The following is a 16,069-nucleotide window of genomic DNA, read 5'->3' as shown; positions in this document are numbered from 1 at the left end:
CTCCTCCTTAAACTTCATTCATTATAATTTTTTATAAACAATGTCTAATAATTCTTCTTGTAATTTTTTTCCCTCGTTTAATATATCTTCTACTTCTTTTTCTATTCCCCTTACATATTCTTTATCTTTTAATCCTGACAAATTTATCTTTACGTTAAAAAGGGCTCCTTCTAGTCCTGAATAAGCAAGCAATGCTCCTACGCCTACATCTGTTATTGCATTTGGATTTCCATATAGTGCAAAGGTTTTCTGCAATCTTAAAACTTCTAAACATTTTTTAGCACATTCTAATGGAGTTTCTAATGCCCCTTTAGTAGCTTCCTCAATGGCTAAAGATCTAGCCTTTTTCTCTTCGTCAGTTTGCTTTGGCATCTTAAAAGACTCCATTACTTTATTAAAGGCTTCCGTATCCTTATCTATGAAAGTGTTTAAATCATTAATATAATTTTGAACTTTAGTTAAATTTCTATTTATTTCTTTTTTATTTGCTTCATCTAATTTTTCATATGCTTTTTTTCCAATAGTTAAATTTCCTACCATACTTGTTAAAGCAGCTCCTAAACTTCCAACTAAGGCTGAAACACTTCCTCCCCCTGGAGCTGGTTTATTGCTAGCCACCTGTTCTACATAATCCTTTAAAGTTTCATTAACTAACATTAAAACAAACACCCCCTATACATTGTTGCAAAAATTATAACATATTGGAAAATTATTGTCTACTTGTAACTCAATTGTTCACTGTAGCTATGAGTCTTATTTTCTTCTTTTTTAAATACATATACAAAATAATATACAATTGATACAAAAAATCCGCCTCCCAGAATATTTCCAATAGTTACAGGTATTAAATTATTTAGCCACATCTCTTTCCAACTAATATTTGCTCCTAAAAACTTTCCTAATGAAATATAAAACATATTAGCTACACTATGTTCATAACCTATCAATACAAATAACATTATGGGAAACCATATAGATAATATTTTTGAAGCAAAATTTTCACTTCCTGAAGCCATCCAGACAGCTAGTACAACTAATATATTACATAAAAATCCTCTAATTAAAGATTGTACAAAAGGAATTTGTACTTTTGACATAGCTGTACTTATGGCTAAACTTTTAATACTTTCATTTACTAAACCAGATTTCCAAACTAGATAAGCTAAAAATACAGAACCTATATAATTTCCTATATAAACTAAAATCCAGCTTGAAATCATATCCTTAAATTTAATTTTTCCATTCATTAGGGATAATGCCATTAAATTATTCCCTGTAAATAATTCTCCTCCAGCAATTATTACTAATATAAGTCCTACTGGGAAAACTGCAGCTCCTAAAAATTTAGACAGTCCTATATCTATATTCCCTAAACTTTGTGTAACTGTAAGACCTCCATGAGCCCCAAATCCAATAAACATTCCAGCAAAAATAGATAACAAAACTTTTTTATAATTATCTAAAGAGGCTTTTTTAACCCCTATCTCTATTTGTTTTGAAGCAATTTCATCTGATCTAAGCATTTTATCACTCCTAATACGATCATATCAAAGTTTTCATTTTTTGAAAAATACAAAACCTCTTAGACAACTTTTATAATTTTGATTCATAATCTTCAAGAGATTTGGCAACAACTGAACTAAGAGCAAATAAAGCTATTAAGTTAGGAAACACCATGATACCATTAAACATATCTGCAATATCCCAAACTAATTGAACTTCTAGGAATGAGCCTATTACTATAAACCCAAAAACTATCCATCTATAATATCTTACTCCACCTTTTCCAAACAAATACTTTATATTAGCTTCTCCAAAGAAATACCAACCTATAATAGTAGAAAAAGCAAAGAAAAACAAACTTATAGCTATAAAAGGAGCACCATATTTTCCGAGACCATTAGAGAATGCTATTTGAGTCATTTCTGCTCCTGTTGTTCCTGTAGTATGAGCATTTGTAGTCAAAATAATTAATGAAGTCAATGTACATATAATCATAGTATCAAATATTACTCCTACCATAGCTACTAATCCTTGCTCAGAAGGATGTTTTACCTTGGCTACTGCATGAGCATGAGGTGTAGAACCCATTCCTGCTTCGTTAGAAAATAAACCTCTTGATATTCCAAATCTTACTGCTTCCTTAACTGTAACTCCTAATACTCCACCACCTATGGCTTTAGTTGAAAAAGCTCCTTGAAATATCATTTTAAAAGCTGGACCTATGTAGGAAGCATTTTTTATAATGATTATCAATGCACCTACTATATAAATAAGAGCCATGAAAGGAACAACTAATTCAGTAAAATTTGCAATTCTAGTCATACCTCCTACCAATATAAGTGCTGCTAGAACTGCTACAATTATTCCTACTACTACTTTAGGTATATTAAAAGCATTATTTATTGCTACAGCCATAGAATTTGATTGGACCATATTTCCAACAAATCCTAATGCAATAATTATCGCTATGGCAAAAAATATTGCCAATCCTTTATTTTTTAATCCTTTACTAATATAGTATGCTGGTCCACCAGTAATTTCTCCATCTACTCTATCCGTATAAACTTGGGCTAAAACTGCTTCTGCAAATATTGTTGCCATGCCAAAAAAAGCACTTATCCACATCCAAAATATAGCTCCTGGTCCTCCTGAAGCTATAGCTGTTGCAACTCCCGCTAAATTTCCTGTGCCTACTTGAGCAGCTATAGCTGTTGCTAGAGCTTGAAAAGAAGACATTCCATCTTTATCTGCTTCTACATCTTTTTTAAAAATTCCACCAAATGTTTGTTTAAATCCCCTTCTTATTTGCCTCACTTGAGGAAACCTCAATCTTATAGAATAATAAAGTCCTGTACCAACTAATAAGAATATTAAAATATATCCCCATAAATATTCATTTATGGTATCTACTATAGCATTTAAATTCATAAAAATACCTGGTTTCTAAAACCATATTAAATAGTATAAATATAGTTTTTCACTTATTGTTAAGTGGTAGCATAACAAAACTTAGTATTTCCTATTTATTTGCCACAAACCAGGTTTTTCACCACCTTTCTCTTTGTTTTTTTGATTGTCATTAGTGTTGTCTCCAGCTAATTCTTTTATTAAACTTAAATTTATCTTTCCTATTATAATTTGTCTTATAGTAGTAAAATATACTTCTTCTGTCCTCCTTTCGCATTGCATATATTAGTTTGCCAAAATCCTTAGTTCTTTCGGTTGAAATAATTTATCTTACAAATAAAGAACATAAGAATATTTAATAACGAATATATTAAAATTAATATTCTATTCTTCGTTACATTTTTATCTATCTATATTATATAACATTTATAGAATATTTTTCTATTTATATTAAAATAATATAAGAAGATATATTATATATATTGCTAAAAGCAATAATCCAGTTTTTCTACTAATTTCTTTTTTAATAGCTCCACTAAAAACAAATATAGTCATAACTAAAAGGGAAAGAGGAATATCTAAATAAAGGGTTTGATCAGAAATAAATAATCCATTATCACTAACAAGGGCTGAAGCTCCTAATACTATAGTAAGATTTAAAATATTTGCACCTATAATATTTCCTACCGAGATATTTTCTTCATCTTTTATAATTGCAACAACTGATGTAACTAATTCTGGTAACGAAGTTCCAACGGCAAGTAAAGTTAGACTTACTACCTGTTGAGGAATTTTAAATATATTAGCAATTTTTATGCCACTATCTACTAACATATGGGCCCCTATAACTATAAACCATGCACCTAGTACAAACTTAATTATATTTAGTATAATATGTTTTTTGTCATAGACAGAGTTTCTTTTACAGCTTTCTGTTTTTCCACTTTCATTTTTAAATTCTAAAATATTTACTATAATAAAAAACAAAAATAAAATTAAAAGCATACCACCTTCTTTAAAAGTTATTATTCCATCTCTAGCAAGTATAAAAAACACAACTAAATATCCTATCATCATAGATCCTTTTAGTTTAAAAAGTCCTTTATTTATTTTTATGGGCTTGATACAAGAACATAATCCTATAACAAATGCAATGTTACATATAGTAGATCCTATAGCATTACCAAGAGCAATATCTGAATGTCCTTCATTACTTGCAACTGTAGACACAAAAAATTCTGGAAGAGTTGTAGCTATACTTACAATAGTAGCCCCTATAATTATAGAGGGTATCCCTGTCTTTTTAGCTATCCAAATTGCAGCATCTACGAATAAATCTCCACCTTTAACAATAGTTAGAAGACCAATAAAAAATATTACAAAAACAATAATTGTCTCCATATTCATCCACCAGCCATTCCTATGTATTAATATATATATATATACATTAATATTTCAATATTCCATTTTTATTTTACAGGCAATAAAAAAACTGAGAATTTATTAATAAATTCTCAGTTTAATCTACACAAAGCAAGGAAAATAAGTATTGCACCTGATATCCAAGAAAAATCTATTTCTGTTTTAGATACTATTTTTCTACCTATATAAAATCCTGATAATATAGCAAATATATTGAATATAAAAGAAAAAATTAACACTTGAACATAATCAATATTTCCCATGGCAGTTCCAAATCCTATCCCTAGTGCATCTAATGAAAGAGCTGTTCCTAAATAAATGGCTTCTTTTATATCTATATCACCAGAGTTGTTTATATCTGCTTTAGTACAATCTACAATTACATCTATAACTATTTTAAAATTTGAAAAATTTATTTCTAATTTTTCATTTGATTTTTCTTTCTTTTTAATAAAAGCTTTAATAAGACTATCTAAAATAAAATATACTCCCAATATAAATAAAATGACAAAACTAATAATAGATGGAATATCTCCTGGAAGTACTTTTTTTACTAATCCACCTAGAAACATTGCTGCAAATAAAAAGAATGTACAAACAATATTTATAATCAATAAAGATAATCTAGGTATTTTGATATCCTTTATACCATAAGCTATACCTATAGCTAAAGAATCTAAGCATATAGCTATAACAATAAATAATGTATACAGCATTAGATCACATCCCTTTTCAAATACCTATTGCTATAAATATAATATTCCTGTATTTAAAAAAGGATACAAATTTAAATAGAAAAGAATAAAAATGTTTCACGTGAAACATTTTTATTCTTTTATTAAAATATCTAATATTCTATTTAAATCTTCATCATCATAATATTCTATTTCAATTTTTCCTTTATTTCTTCCCTTTGATATTTGAACCTTTGTACCGAAATATTGCATCAAATTTTCTTCTATATCTGATATTATTGGATCCTTTGAAAAAGAACTTGAAACTTGATCTTTTCTTATATTTTCTTTTTTTTCAATCTCCTTAACTTCTTTTGCTAATCTTTCCGTATCTCTTACATTAAGTTTCTTATCTATAATTTCTTTGGTTACATTTTCTCTTTCTTTTTCATTATCTATTGAAAGCAAAGCTCTACCATGCCCACTAGAGATTTTCCCTTCCTGTATATGATTCTTCGTATTTTCATCTAGATTCAATAATCTAATAGTATTTGCTATATAAGATCTGCTCTTTCCTACAACTTTTGCAACTTCTTCTTGGGTAAGTCCGTAATCTTTCATTAATTCTTCAAAAGCTACTGCTTCCTCAATAGGGTTAAGGTCTTCTCTTTGTAAGTTTTCTATTAATGCAATTTTCATAGAATCTAATTCTTCCATATCTTTTATGATACAAGGTATCTCTTTCAAACCTGCTTCTTGTGAAGCTTTCCATCTTCTTTCTCCTGCTACTATCTCATAATCATTTTTAAATTTTCTTACAATAATAGGTTGTATAACTCCATAAGTTTTTATAGATTGTGAAAGTTCCAAGAGCGCCTTCTTATCAAATTCTTTTCTTGGTTGTTTTTTATTTGGTTTTATAAGTGAAATATCAATATTTACAATACTTTCTTTTTCATTGTCAATATTTAATAGTTCATCTATTGGATCCTCAGGTATTAATGCAGATAACCCTTTTCCCAAACCATTTTTCCTTGTTGCCACTTAAAATTCCTCCTCTGATAATTCTAAAAACTCTTCTGCTAAATCCATATAAGCTTCTGCTCCTCTAGACTTTGGATCATAATCTATAACTGACAAACCATAGCTTGGTGCTTCAGCAAGCCTTACATTTCTAGGTATAATATTAGTATAAACCTTTCCTCTAAAATATTTTTTTACTTCATCAACTACTTGAATTGAAAGGTTTGTCCTACCATCAAACATACTCAATACTACTCCTTCTATTTCTAATTTAGGATTTAATCCCTTTTTAATAAGCTTTATTGTATCTACTAATTGGCTAACACCTTCTAGAGCATAGTACTCACATTGAATAGGAATCAAAACACTATTAGAAGCCACTAATGCATTGATACTTAATATACCTAATGATGGAGGACAGTCAATAAATATATAATCATATTCATTTGATATTGTTTCTAAAGCCTTTTTTAATCTTAATTCTCTATTTTTAGTTTTAACTAGTTCTACTTCTGCTCCTGCCAATTCTACATTTGATGGAATCAAGAAAACATTTTCTGCACTAGTTTTTACAATGCATTTATCGATTGGCAATTCATTTATAAGTATATCATATGTAGATGTTTTTAAATCTTTTTTATTTAAGCCAAGTCCACTTGTAGTATTTCCCTGGGGATCTACATCAATTATTAAAACTTTTTTATTTTTCTTTCCTATAGAAGCACCTAAGTTAATAATAGTAGTGGTTTTTCCGACTCCGCCTTTTTGATTAAATATGGATATAACTCTAGACATTTTTCACACTCCTAAAATATCTTTATATCTATATTATATACTATATATCAATACTGTAGAAAAAAATAGTAGACTTTTGTCTACTATTTTAAATAATTGACTATCTACTTTTTGGGAATTTGCACTACTACTTCTATATGGTCTCCCATATCTTTCTCTCTATATTTTGCTTCTACTCCACTTTCTTTTATAGCATTATATGCGTTTTTAAGAGTATTTAAATATATTTTAAAATTAATAAGTCCCTTTATATTTTGCCCAACTTCTTCTTCCTCTTCTTTAGTTAAATCATCTAATATATTCTCAATTAACTTTTCTGTCTCTTTAACTGTTAGATCATCTTTAATCACTCTATCTAGTACTTTTTTTCTTAATTCATCATCAGGAAGTCTTAAAAGAGCTCTTGCATGCCTCTCGGTTAATTCATTGTCAACTAAGCTCTTTTTTATATCATCTGACAGTTTAAGTATTCTCAATTTATTAGCTATAGTAGATTGGCTTTTTCCCATTTTCTCAGCTAACTCTTGTTGCGTAAAACCATGATCCCTAACTAAATTATAATAACCCTCTGCTTCTTCAATAAAACTTAAATCTTCTCTTTGTAAATTTTCTATTAGTGCAATCATTGCCGAATCTTGATCTCTATATTCAACTATTATAGCGGGGATTTCTTCTAATTCTGCAATTTCAGAAGCTCTTAGTCTTCTTTCCCCAGCTACAAGTTCATAGCTTCCTTCACCTAATTGTCTAACACTTACTGGCTGTATAAGGCCATAAGTCTTTATAGATTGGCTCAATTCTTCTAAAGATTTTTTATTAAAATTTTTTCTAGGTTGATAAGGATTTGGTTTTATAAATTCTATAGGTATATACTTGATTTCAGATTGAATATTCTTCATCCTTCATCCCTCTTCCTTTTGGACTCTACTTTATTATAATTCTATATACTTACAAATCTTCCTCCCATATTTTAGACATTTCGTTCATCAATCTTATATAGATTACAACGGTTTTTTCTTTGGTTTGCCAGCTTGTCTAGGGAATTTTGGCGGAGTTTCTTTAATTTTCTCTATTATTATCAAACTATGTACTATATTTGCATCTGGCAATTTAATAAAAACTTTTTCTTTAAAGCTTCCTCCTAAAGTTTTTATAGAGTTTTTAGCTTCTTTCAGCTCTCCTTCAATATCTTCACCTTTCATAGCTATAAAATATCCTCCTATTTTTACAAAAGGTAAAGTATATTCGCATAAAACATCCAAAGAAGCAACTGCTCTTGAAGTAGCTATATGAAAATTTTCTCTATATTTTTTGTCTTTTCCATAATCTTCTGCTCTTCCATGAATTGTTTTTACTCCTTTTAACTCTAATCTATCTACTACTTCATCTAAAAAACTAATCCTCTTTTTTAAACTATCTAAAAGTACTAATTCCATATTATCTCTAAGTATCTTAATTGGAATTCCTGGAAAGCCACCGCCAGTCCCTATATCTATTACTCTAATTTTTTCATCAAACAATCCTGTATCTAATAAAGTAATACTATCTAAAAAATGTTTTATATCTATTTCTTCATCATCTTTTATAGCTGTTATATTTATTTTTTCATTCCACTCTTTAAGTATTTTTTTATACAGTATAAACCTATCTATTTCATCTTTATCTAATAAAATATTAAGTTTTCCAGCACTTTCAACTAAAGTATCTACATTAGTCATTCTTCCCACTCCTAATTCTTCTTTTATGTTCAAGATAAATTAATAAAACATTTACATCTGCCGGTGAAACTCCTGATATCCTTGAAGCTTGCCCTACTGAATCTGGTCTAATATCATTTAATTTTTGTACTGCTTCATTACTTAACCCTTTAATACTTTTGTAATCTATATCTTTAGGAAGTAATTTATTTTCAAGCTTTTTAAACTGCTCTATCTGGGACATTTGCTTTTTTATATATCCCTCGTACTTTATATGAGTTTCAACTTGAAGTCGAATTTCCCTTGGCAATTCTTCTCTATCTATATCTATTTTTTTTAACTTTTCATATCCAAGCTCAGGTCTTTTTATCAAGTCATATACACTAATAGCAGTTTTTAATTTTGAACTATTACAACTTTCTAAAAAAGAATTCATTTCTTTTGTTGGAGTTACAATAACTTTTTTTAATCTTTCTAACTCTTTTTCTATAAATTCTTTTTTACGTACTACTTTTTTATATCTTTTCCCACTAGCAAGACCTATTTTGTATCCCTTTTCTGTAAGTCTCAAATCAGCATTATCCTGTCTTAAAGTAAGCCTATATTCTGCTCTAGATGTCATCATTCTATAAGGTTCATTAGTACCCTTTGTAACTAAATCATCTATAAGTACTCCTATATAAGCTTCAGATCTATCTAAAATAAAGGGTTCTTTTCCTTTTAAATTGTGAACTGCATTTATTGCTGCAATTAATCCTTGTGCTGCTGCTTCTTCATATCCTGAAGAACCATTTATCTGTCCTGCAAAAAATAAATTATTAATCCCTTTATGCTCTAATGTAGTTTTAAGAATTGTTGGATCTATACAATCATATTCAATAGCATAAGCAGATCTCATAAATTTAACATTTTCAAGACCAATAACTTTTCTATACATTTCTATTTGTACCTCTTCTGGAAGGGTACTACTCATTCCCTGAACATACATTTCTTTTGTATCTAATCCTTCTGGTTCAATAAATATTTGATGTTTCTTCCTATCAGCAAATCTAACTACCTTATCTTCAATAGATGGACAATATCTTGGCCCTATACCTTCAATTACACCAGAATACATAGGAGATCTATCTAAGTTTTTCCTTATAATTTCATGAGTTTCCTCTGTTGTATAAGTTAAATAGCAAGGTACTTGTTCTATATTAAATTCCTTATCTATATTCAAAAAAGAAAAGGGAATTATTTCCTCATCTCCTGGCTGTATTTCCATTTTCGAAGTATCTATACTATCTTTATGGACTCTTGCTGGTGTTCCTGTCTTAAATCTTCTCAGTTCAATCCCTAATTTTTTCAATGAGTCAGATAGTATGTTTGAAGGAAAAAGTCCATCTGGTCCACTTGCATAATTTATTTCTCCTATATATATTCTGCCCTTTAAATAAGTGCCTGTACATAGTATAATTGCTTTTCCTTTATACAATGCTCCCGTTCTTGTTATTATCCCTTTGACCCTGTTATCTTCTACTATTATTTCTACAGCTTCTCCTTGTATTAATTCAAGATTTTTTTCATTTTCAATAACCTTTTTCATTTCCCTATGATATTTCTTCTTATCTGCTTGAACTCTTAAAGAATGTACAGCTGGCCCTTTAGATGTATTCAACATTCTACTCTGTATAAAAGATTTATCTATATTAATTGCCATTTCTCCACCTAATGCATCTATTTCTCTAACTAAATGTCCTTTTCCTGTTCCACCAATATTAGGATTGCAAGGCATTGAAGCAATGGAATCTAAGCTCATAGTAAGCATTAGAGTTTTCATACCCATCCTACTACTAGCTAATGCAGCTTCACAACCTGCATGACCTGCTCCAACTACTATAATATCGTAATTTCCTCCCAAATATTTTTTTATATCTTCCATATTAGATTTTTTCCTCCTTATATCAACTATTTCCCTATACAAAATTCTGAAAAAATCTTATCTAATATATCTTCTGAAATAGTATCTCCAGATATTTCCCCTAAATTTTCCCAACAACTTCTAATATCTACTTCTATACAGTCTAAAGGAATATCTAAATTAATTCCCTCTATTGCCTCTTCTATATTCTTCTTTGCCTTCATTAACTGGTTTTTATGTCTTATATTGGTGACCATAATTTCATCAGAAATTTCGACTTCTCCTGAGTAGAACATTTCTTTAATAGTTTCTTCTAATTTTTCTATACCTTCTCCTTTAGCAATAGATGTTGAAATTACCTTCTTTTTGGGAACAAACTCCTTTAAATATTCTACATTATATTCATTAGGTAAATCTGTCTTATTTAAAAGTACAATTGAATTTTTTTCTTTAACTAATTCTATTATCTCCTCATCTTCTGAAGATAATTTTCTAGAAGCATCAAATACTGCTATTATAAGATCAGCTTCTTCTACTACCTTCTTAGCCCTATCTACACCAATTTTTTCAACTAAATCTTCTGTACTCCTTATACCTGCTGTATCTATTATTTTCAGTGGAATTCCATCAATATTTATATATTCTTCTATTATATCTCTAGTTGTTCCTGGCACATCTGTAACAATTGCCCTATTTTCTCTTAATATTGCATTAAGTAATGAAGATTTTCCTACATTAGGTTTCCCAAGTATTACAGTATTTAGGCCATCTCTTAAAATTCTACCTTTATCAGCTGTATTTAAAAGCTTATTTATTTCTAATAGGACTTTATTTCCATTATCCTTTAGATCTTTATAAGTTACTTCTTCTATACCTTCATCGGGAAAATCTATTGAAACTTCCACATGTGCAAGCATTTCTAGTAATATATTTCTTATTTCATCTATTTTATCCGAAAGGCTTCCTTCAAGCTGTCCTAGAGATATATCATAACTTTTGTCAGTTTTGGCCCTAATCAAGTCCATAACTGCCTCTGCTTGAGATAGATCTAATCTCCCATTTAAAAAAGCTCTCTTTGTAAACTCCCCTGGTTCTGCTAAACGTGCACCATTTTCAAGAATTAGCTCTAATATCTTCTTTACTGAAATAGCTCCCCCATGGCAATATATTTCCACAATATCTTCCCTAGTATAAGTATAGGGTGATTTCATATAAGCAATCAATACCTCATCTACTATCTTTCCATCTTCAGGATTATATATATGTCCATAGGTAAGCTTTCTATTTTCTGCTTCCTTAAGATCTTCATTAACTTTCCCTTTAAAAATATTTCTAGCTATATCTAAACTATTTTTACCACTCATTCTAACTATCCCAATTCCTGATTCACCTATAGCAGTTGAAATTGCAGCAATAGTATCTATCACTATATCACCCACCTCTATAAGATAATATAAACCCAGTAAAATACTGGGTTTATTTTGATTCTATTACAACTCTTCTATAAGGATCTTCACCTTCGCTATGAGTAACTATTCCATCTACATTTTGCAATGCTGAATGAATTATTCTTCTCTCATAAGGATTCATTGGCTCTAACTTTACTGGTCTATTATTGTATTTAGCTTTTTGTCCCATTTTTTGAGCAAGCCTAACTAAAGTCTCTTCTCTTCTCTTTCTATATCCCTTAACATCTATCAATACTTTAATATAATTTTGCCTATTTCTATTAACTGCTAAACTTAAAAGATATTGAATTGCATCTAAAGTATTCCCTCTTCTACCAATTGTAATACCCATATCTGTAGAATTTATATTATCTATATATACATTTAATGTAGATCCTTTTCTTGTTATTGTACTTTCAGCTTTGACACTCATACCATTAAGAAGCGAATCTATAAATTTTTCAGCAATATTTATTGGATCATTAACAACAGTAACCTTAACCTTAGCATCTCTAGCACCTATAAATCCTAAAAACCCTTTATTTGGTTCTTCAATAATTTCTGTTGAAATATCTTCTCTTTCCGCATCTAACTCTTTTAATGCCTCATTAATAGCATCTTCTACTGTTTTAGATACCTTAACAACAGATTTCATATTATTTTAACTCCTCCTTGATTTTACCAAAAGATCTATTAGTAATGATTTGCTGTACTATTTGGAATATATTGCTTATAGTCCAATACAAAGCTAAACCAGCAGGAAATGCTCTAGCTGACCACCATATCATTAAAGGAAGAATCATATTCATAGTTTTTTGAGTACTTGCTGCTTGATCATCTACAGCAGTTTGACCACTCATAAGACGACTTTGTAAAAAAGTTGTAATACCAGCTAATAAAGGTAATCCCCACACATAAGGATCTGGTTTTTCCAAATTAGGAATCCATAAAAAAACTTTATTTAAAGCTTCATAAGTTTGTGGATTTTTAAATACATAAGTAACAGGATCTCTTAAAGCCTTAAAAAATCCTAAGATTATTGGTATTTGAATTATTAAAATAAGACAACCTGAAAAAGGGCTTACATTATTATCTTTATAAACTTTTGATACTTTTGCTTGAAGGGTTTGTGGATCATTTTTATATTTATCCTGAATTTCTTTTATTTCAGGCTGAATTTCCTGCATTTTTTTCATAGACTTATTTTGCTTCAACCCAATAGGGAGTAAAATAAATTTGAATATAATAGTAGTTAGTATTATAGCCATAGCATAAAAAGATACATTCGCAGGTTCTGTGCCTATCTTAGATACCAAATCAAATACAAATTTTAACAATGCACCTAAAGGCTTGGCAAAAAATTTACTCATTAATTGACCTCCTATCACTTGACTGGATCATATCCTCCTGGATTAAAAGGATTGCATCTCAATATTCGTTTAAAACCTAAGTATCCACCTTTTAAAAAACCGTATTTTTCAATAGCCTCTATAGTATAGGCTGAGCAAGTAGGATAAAATCTACAACATCTATAAGGAAATATATATTTGGAAATATAATTTTGATAAAACTTTATTAAGCTTATTGCTATTATTTTCAAGATATTCACCTATTCTTTCAACAAATGAGATATTTTAAGAATATGAAGTATAGCACTTTCAATTTCACTATAGCTAGCTTTATTTGCCATTACTTTAGGCAGAAATATTAAGTCATATCCATCTTTAATTTTGTGAGAATTTAATCTATAGGATTCTTTCATTCTTCTTCGAACTTTATTTCTCACTACACTATTTCCAATTTTCTTTGTCACAGAAAAGCCTACTCGATTATGATTCATTCCATTTTTATAGACATACATTACTACCAAACGATTTCCATAGCTTTTTCCTCTATTGTATACCTTTTTAAAATGAATATTATTTCTTAGTCTATATTTTTTATTCATTAAATAATCTCCTTGAATCTAGTTTAAACAATCATCCTATGTTTAATAAAAAGGCCACTCATTTGCGGCCTTATGCTGACAATTTCTTTCTGCCTTTTCTTCTACGATTTTTAAGAATTCTCCTACCTTGACTTGTACTCATTCTCTTTCTGAAACCATGTTCTCTACTTCTTTGTCTTTTCTTAGGTTGATAAGTTCTTTTCATTTAAAGCCACCTCCTTTTAATGCACAGCCCTTAATATATAGAAATAAAAAGTTTTATTCTATTATAAAAGATAAATACTACTATTGATTATAGTTATAGCTAGTGCTAATGTCAAGATTTTTAGTACATATATTAATGCACAGATTTTAAAATCCACAGCTTGTTTTTATTGTGGATAACTTTTTGTTTTTTGTTGATATATTTTATTTTTTTTGATATGATTATATATCATGTGGATATTATTTCAAATCAATATTTTTTCCACAGTTATACACAATTTGTGGATATATTGTGTATAACTATAAAATTTTTAAGTATATGATTTAGGTAAAGCTGTAAAATCAAAGGATTTTATCCACATACACTTTTAAACCATCGATGTGGATAATCTATTTTTTATACTTACTTTTTCATTATTAACAAATTATCAATAGTTTATCCACAAATTTCAAAATGCTTATTATTTAGAAAATAATAATTATTATACAATATAAGCTGTGGATAATCTTGTTGATATTTTTTATTTTTAAATATTTTAAATCAAAAACTTTTATTATACGTTATAAACATCCTATGATCTGGTAATAATTTCATAATATATAGGAGGATAGGAAATGAATTCTAATTTAGAAAGCATTTGGAACAATGCATTAAATTTAATAAAAGTTGAACTTACTGAAGTAAGCTTTAACACATGGCTAAAAACTGTAAAACCAATTTCTTCAACAAAAGATAGTATTATACTAGCTGCTCCAAATGAGTTTACAAAAGGTATATTAGAAGGTAGATATTTAAATCTAATAAAAAATGCAATAAAACAAGTTACAAACAAAGACTATACCATAGAATTTCTAATACCTGGAGAAGAAATTCCTAAAAATATGGGACAATCCTCTAAAAAAGAATTAATAGATAATAATTTTAAAAATCAATTAAACCCTAAATATACCTTTGATACCTTTGTTATAGGAAATAGCAACAGATTTGCTCATGCTGCATCATTAGCAGTAGCAGAAGCTCCAGCTCAAGCATATAATCCTCTCTTTATATATGGAGGAGTTGGACTAGGTAAAACCCATTTAATGCATGCAATTGGTCATTACATACTAAATCAAAACCCTAAAGTTAAAGTAGTTTATGTATCTTCTGAAAAATTTACAAATGAACTCATAAATTCTATAAGAGATGATAAAAATGATGAATTTAGGAACAAATATAGAAATATTGATGTTTTATTAATTGATGATATACAATTTATAGCTGGCAAGGAAAGAACCCAAGAAGAATTTTTCCATACCTTCAATGCACTCCATGATGCTAATAAACAAATTATTATATCTAGTGATAGACCTCCAAAAGAAATACCAACTCTTGAAGATAGGCTAAGATCAAGATTTGAATGGGGACTTATTGCTGATATTCAAACTCCAGATTTAGAAACAAGAATAGCAATTTTAAAAAAGAAGGCAAATTTAGAAAATATAAATGTTCCAAATGATGTAATGCTTTATATAGCTACAAAAATTCAATCTAACATAAGGGAATTAGAAGGAGCATTGATAAGAATAGTTGCTTATTCTTCTTTAACAAATAAAGAAGTAACTGTTGAATTAGCAGAAGAGGCATTAAAGGATATTATTTCCGATGATAAGCCAAGAGAAATTACTGTAAATTTAATAAAAGAAATAGTTTCTAAAAATTTCAATATAAAGTTGGATGATTTTAACTCTAGAAAAAGGACTAGATCCATTGCATATCCAAGACAAATAGCAATGTATTTATCTAGAGAACTTACTGATCTATCCCTTCCAAAAATAGGTGATGAATTTGGAGGAAGAGATCATACTACAGTAATACATGCTTGTGATAAAGTTTCTGGAGATATGGAATCAGATAGAAATTTCAAAATGAAAATAGATGAAACTATCAAAGAAATAAAAGGTGAATAATTAACAAAAATATGTTGATATGCTGTTGATATAATGTTTATACTTTATATTTAAATATCTTGATGTTAATAATGGGGATAACTTAGTAAGTTATT

General features: G+C 28.8%; 18 protein-coding genes. 1 reads left to right on the top strand and 17 read right to left on the bottom strand.

All coding sequences use genetic code 11. The annotated features are described in order from the left end of the window. Window positions 1-21: 21 nt before the first annotated feature. The 17 genes from NSA23_RS15260 to rpmH all read right to left on the bottom strand — a co-directional run bounded on the left by NSA23_RS15260 (window position 22) and on the right by rpmH (window position 14,025). Complete coding sequence (locus tag NSA23_RS15260; protein WP_042679053.1) at window positions 22-657, bottom strand: cyclodeaminase/cyclohydrolase family protein; 636 nt, start codon at window positions 655-657, stop codon at window positions 22-24. Window positions 658-716: 59 nt separating this feature from the next. Beyond that, complete coding sequence (locus NSA23_RS15255) at window positions 717-1,523, bottom strand: formate/nitrite transporter family protein (RefSeq protein ID WP_050069704.1); 807 nt, start codon at window positions 1,521-1,523, stop codon at window positions 717-719. Between the two features lie 70 nt (window positions 1,524-1,593). Then, entirely contained in the window at window positions 1,594-2,931 is a 1,338-nt protein-coding gene (locus NSA23_RS15250) for an alanine/glycine:cation symporter family protein (RefSeq protein WP_042679052.1), read from the bottom strand. Between the two features lie 81 nt (window positions 2,932-3,012). Then, window positions 3,013-3,192 (bottom strand): hypothetical protein, encoded by a 180-nt coding sequence (locus NSA23_RS15245; protein ID WP_257490741.1) that lies wholly within the window; start codon window positions 3,190-3,192, stop codon window positions 3,013-3,015. Window positions 3,193-3,360: 168 nt separating this feature from the next. Continuing rightward, window positions 3,361-4,311, bottom strand: a complete 951-nt coding sequence (locus tag NSA23_RS15240) for a calcium/sodium antiporter (RefSeq protein ID WP_187116622.1) — start codon at window positions 4,309-4,311, stop codon at window positions 3,361-3,363. A gap of 113 nt (window positions 4,312-4,424) precedes the next feature. After that, window positions 4,425-5,048 (bottom strand): sporulation membrane protein YtaF, encoded by a 624-nt coding sequence (ytaF, locus tag NSA23_RS15235; protein ID WP_042679050.1) that lies wholly within the window; start codon window positions 5,046-5,048, stop codon window positions 4,425-4,427. Window positions 5,049-5,159: 111 nt separating this feature from the next. Further along, the gene (locus NSA23_RS15230) at window positions 5,160-6,050 is read right to left on the bottom strand and encodes a ParB/RepB/Spo0J family partition protein (protein WP_042679049.1); all 891 of its coding nucleotides are present in this window, start codon (window positions 6,048-6,050) and stop codon (window positions 5,160-5,162) included. Continuing rightward, window positions 6,051-6,824 (bottom strand): ParA family protein, encoded by a 774-nt coding sequence (locus NSA23_RS15225; protein ID WP_042679048.1) that lies wholly within the window; start codon window positions 6,822-6,824, stop codon window positions 6,051-6,053. A 104-nt stretch (window positions 6,825-6,928) separates the two neighbouring features. Beyond that, complete coding sequence (gene noc, locus NSA23_RS15220; RefSeq protein ID WP_042679047.1) at window positions 6,929-7,723, bottom strand: nucleoid occlusion protein; 795 nt, start codon at window positions 7,721-7,723, stop codon at window positions 6,929-6,931. A 102-nt stretch (window positions 7,724-7,825) separates the two neighbouring features. Beyond that, on the bottom strand, window positions 7,826-8,542 hold the full coding sequence (gene rsmG / locus NSA23_RS15215) for a 16S rRNA (guanine(527)-N(7))-methyltransferase RsmG (RefSeq protein ID WP_042679046.1): 717 nt from the start codon (window positions 8,540-8,542) through the stop codon (window positions 7,826-7,828). Continuing rightward, window positions 8,535-10,445, bottom strand: a complete 1,911-nt coding sequence (gene mnmG, locus NSA23_RS15210) for a tRNA uridine-5-carboxymethylaminomethyl(34) synthesis enzyme MnmG (protein WP_042679045.1) — start codon at window positions 10,443-10,445, stop codon at window positions 8,535-8,537. The genes rsmG and mnmG overlap by 8 nt, the downstream gene beginning before the upstream one ends. Before the next feature lie 26 nt (window positions 10,446-10,471). Further along, window positions 10,472-11,851 carry a tRNA uridine-5-carboxymethylaminomethyl(34) synthesis GTPase MnmE gene (gene mnmE / locus NSA23_RS15205; RefSeq protein ID WP_257490740.1) on the bottom strand — a complete coding sequence of 460 codons (1,380 nt, stop codon included), beginning with the start codon at window positions 11,849-11,851 and terminating at the stop codon, window positions 10,472-10,474. A gap of 49 nt (window positions 11,852-11,900) precedes the next feature. Continuing rightward, window positions 11,901-12,527: an RNA-binding cell elongation regulator Jag/EloR gene (gene jag, locus NSA23_RS15200; protein WP_042679043.1), complete on the bottom strand. Its 627-nt coding sequence runs from the start codon at window positions 12,525-12,527 to the stop codon at window positions 11,901-11,903. 1 nt (window position 12,528) lies between these two features. Next, window positions 12,529-13,242, bottom strand: a complete 714-nt coding sequence (locus tag NSA23_RS15195; protein WP_042679042.1) for a YidC/Oxa1 family membrane protein insertase — start codon at window positions 13,240-13,242, stop codon at window positions 12,529-12,531. 14 nt (window positions 13,243-13,256) lie between these two features. After that, complete coding sequence (gene yidD / locus NSA23_RS15190; protein WP_420841099.1) at window positions 13,257-13,481, bottom strand: membrane protein insertion efficiency factor YidD; 225 nt, start codon at window positions 13,479-13,481, stop codon at window positions 13,257-13,259. Further along, complete coding sequence (gene rnpA, locus NSA23_RS15185) at window positions 13,482-13,820, bottom strand: ribonuclease P protein component (RefSeq protein ID WP_042679040.1); 339 nt, start codon at window positions 13,818-13,820, stop codon at window positions 13,482-13,484. Window positions 13,821-13,890: 70 nt separating this feature from the next. Further along, on the bottom strand, window positions 13,891-14,025 hold the full coding sequence (gene rpmH / locus NSA23_RS15180) for a 50S ribosomal protein L34 (protein ID WP_042679039.1): 135 nt from the start codon (window positions 14,023-14,025) through the stop codon (window positions 13,891-13,893). Between the two features lie 614 nt (window positions 14,026-14,639). Here rpmH and dnaA point away from each other — a divergent pair. Further along, window positions 14,640-15,974, top strand: a complete 1,335-nt coding sequence (gene dnaA / locus NSA23_RS15175; RefSeq protein WP_257490739.1) for a chromosomal replication initiator protein DnaA — start codon at window positions 14,640-14,642, stop codon at window positions 15,972-15,974. Window positions 15,975-16,069 lie beyond the last annotated feature (95 nt).

The organism is Anaerosalibacter massiliensis, from assembly GCF_024623155.1.
Taxonomy (GTDB): domain Bacteria; phylum Bacillota; class Clostridia; order Tissierellales; family Sporanaerobacteraceae; genus Anaerosalibacter; species Anaerosalibacter massiliensis.
The sequence above is the reverse complement of the archived record's forward strand: the minus strand, read 5'-3'. Positions and strand labels throughout refer to the sequence as shown.

Excerpts from the sequence above, each read along its gene's own strand:
- NSA23_RS15255 (WP_050069704.1), bottom strand. The coding sequence starts at position 1,523 with ATGCTTAGATCAGATGAAATTGCTTCAAAACAAATAGAGATAGGGGTT.
- dnaA (WP_257490739.1), top strand. The coding sequence starts at position 14,640 with ATGAATTCTAATTTAGAAAGCATTTGGAACAATGCATTAAATTTAATA.
- noc (WP_042679047.1), bottom strand. The coding sequence starts at position 7,723 with ATGAAGAATATTCAATCTGAAATCAAGTATATACCTATAGAATTTATA.
- rnpA (WP_042679040.1), bottom strand. The coding sequence starts at position 13,820 with ATGAATAAAAAATATAGACTAAGAAATAATATTCATTTTAAAAAGGTA.
- mnmG (WP_042679045.1), bottom strand. The coding sequence starts at position 10,445 with ATGGAAGATATAAAAAAATATTTGGGAGGAAATTACGATATTATAGTA.
- jag (WP_042679043.1), bottom strand. The coding sequence starts at position 12,527 with ATGAAATCTGTTGTTAAGGTATCTAAAACAGTAGAAGATGCTATTAAT.
- NSA23_RS15195 (WP_042679042.1), bottom strand. The coding sequence starts at position 13,242 with ATGAGTAAATTTTTTGCCAAGCCTTTAGGTGCATTGTTAAAATTTGTA.
- NSA23_RS15245 (WP_257490741.1), bottom strand. The coding sequence starts at position 3,192 with ATGCAATGCGAAAGGAGGACAGAAGAAGTATATTTTACTACTATAAGA.
- NSA23_RS15250 (WP_042679052.1), bottom strand. The coding sequence starts at position 2,931 with ATGAATTTAAATGCTATAGTAGATACCATAAATGAATATTTATGGGGA.
- ytaF (WP_042679050.1), bottom strand. The coding sequence starts at position 5,048 with ATGCTGTATACATTATTTATTGTTATAGCTATATGCTTAGATTCTTTA.
- NSA23_RS15225 (WP_042679048.1), bottom strand. The coding sequence starts at position 6,824 with ATGTCTAGAGTTATATCCATATTTAATCAAAAAGGCGGAGTCGGAAAA.
- NSA23_RS15240 (WP_187116622.1), bottom strand. The coding sequence starts at position 4,311 with ATGGAGACAATTATTGTTTTTGTAATATTTTTTATTGGTCTTCTAACT.
- rsmG (WP_042679046.1), bottom strand. The coding sequence starts at position 8,542 with ATGACTAATGTAGATACTTTAGTTGAAAGTGCTGGAAAACTTAATATT.
- rpmH (WP_042679039.1), bottom strand. The coding sequence starts at position 14,025 with ATGAAAAGAACTTATCAACCTAAGAAAAGACAAAGAAGTAGAGAACAT.
- NSA23_RS15260 (WP_042679053.1), bottom strand. The coding sequence starts at position 657 with ATGTTAGTTAATGAAACTTTAAAGGATTATGTAGAACAGGTGGCTAGC.